The 593-nt window shown below is 39.5% G+C and carries 1 protein-coding gene; it reads right to left on the reverse strand.

What is annotated here, in order from left to right:
• Positions 1-11: 11 nt before the first annotated feature.
• A partial coding sequence (locus AC1DRF_RS31550) for a spore photoproduct lyase family protein (protein ID WP_477742766.1) occupies positions 12-593 on the reverse strand: 582 nt, incomplete at its 5' end.

Raw genomic sequence — 593 nt, forward strand, 5'->3', positions numbered from 1 at the left:
CTGTAGAATAATTACGTAAAGTATTCGATTTTTGCATTCGGAAAATACTGATCAATGTAATATTCTAATGTTTCTCTTAATTCTTGTTCTTCATCTTTTGCGTATACATATTTTCCAATTCCGTAACGCCCCCACTTGTAGCGGCGCTCCTCTTCATTCATCTCAAGCTTTGTTTTCGGATAATTTTTCTCGATTACCCGCTTGGCCGGCTTGGTAAAGCGATGCTGAATCATTTCAAACGTAATATCATCTCTGGACTCCTCAGGTATAGAGGCGTCCAGCTTTTCAAACAACTGACGGTATCCCTCTTGCCAACCTTCATGAATGTAAATAGGCGCCACAATAAAGCCAAGTGGATATCCGGCTTTTGCAACTTTATTAGCAGCTTCAATCCGGTAATCAAGAGAAGATGTACCAGGTTCAAAGTTTTTTATAACATAATCTGCATTTATGCTAAAGCGGAAGCGCGTGCGACCATTATGTTTAGCATCCAATAAATGATCCACGTGATGAAATTTAGTCACAAAGCGCAGTTGACCTAGTTCACTTTCCCCAAAATACTCAATCGCCCGCTTTAATGAATGTGTTAAATG

It is taken from the genome of Priestia sp. P5_B4, assembly GCF_056400385.1.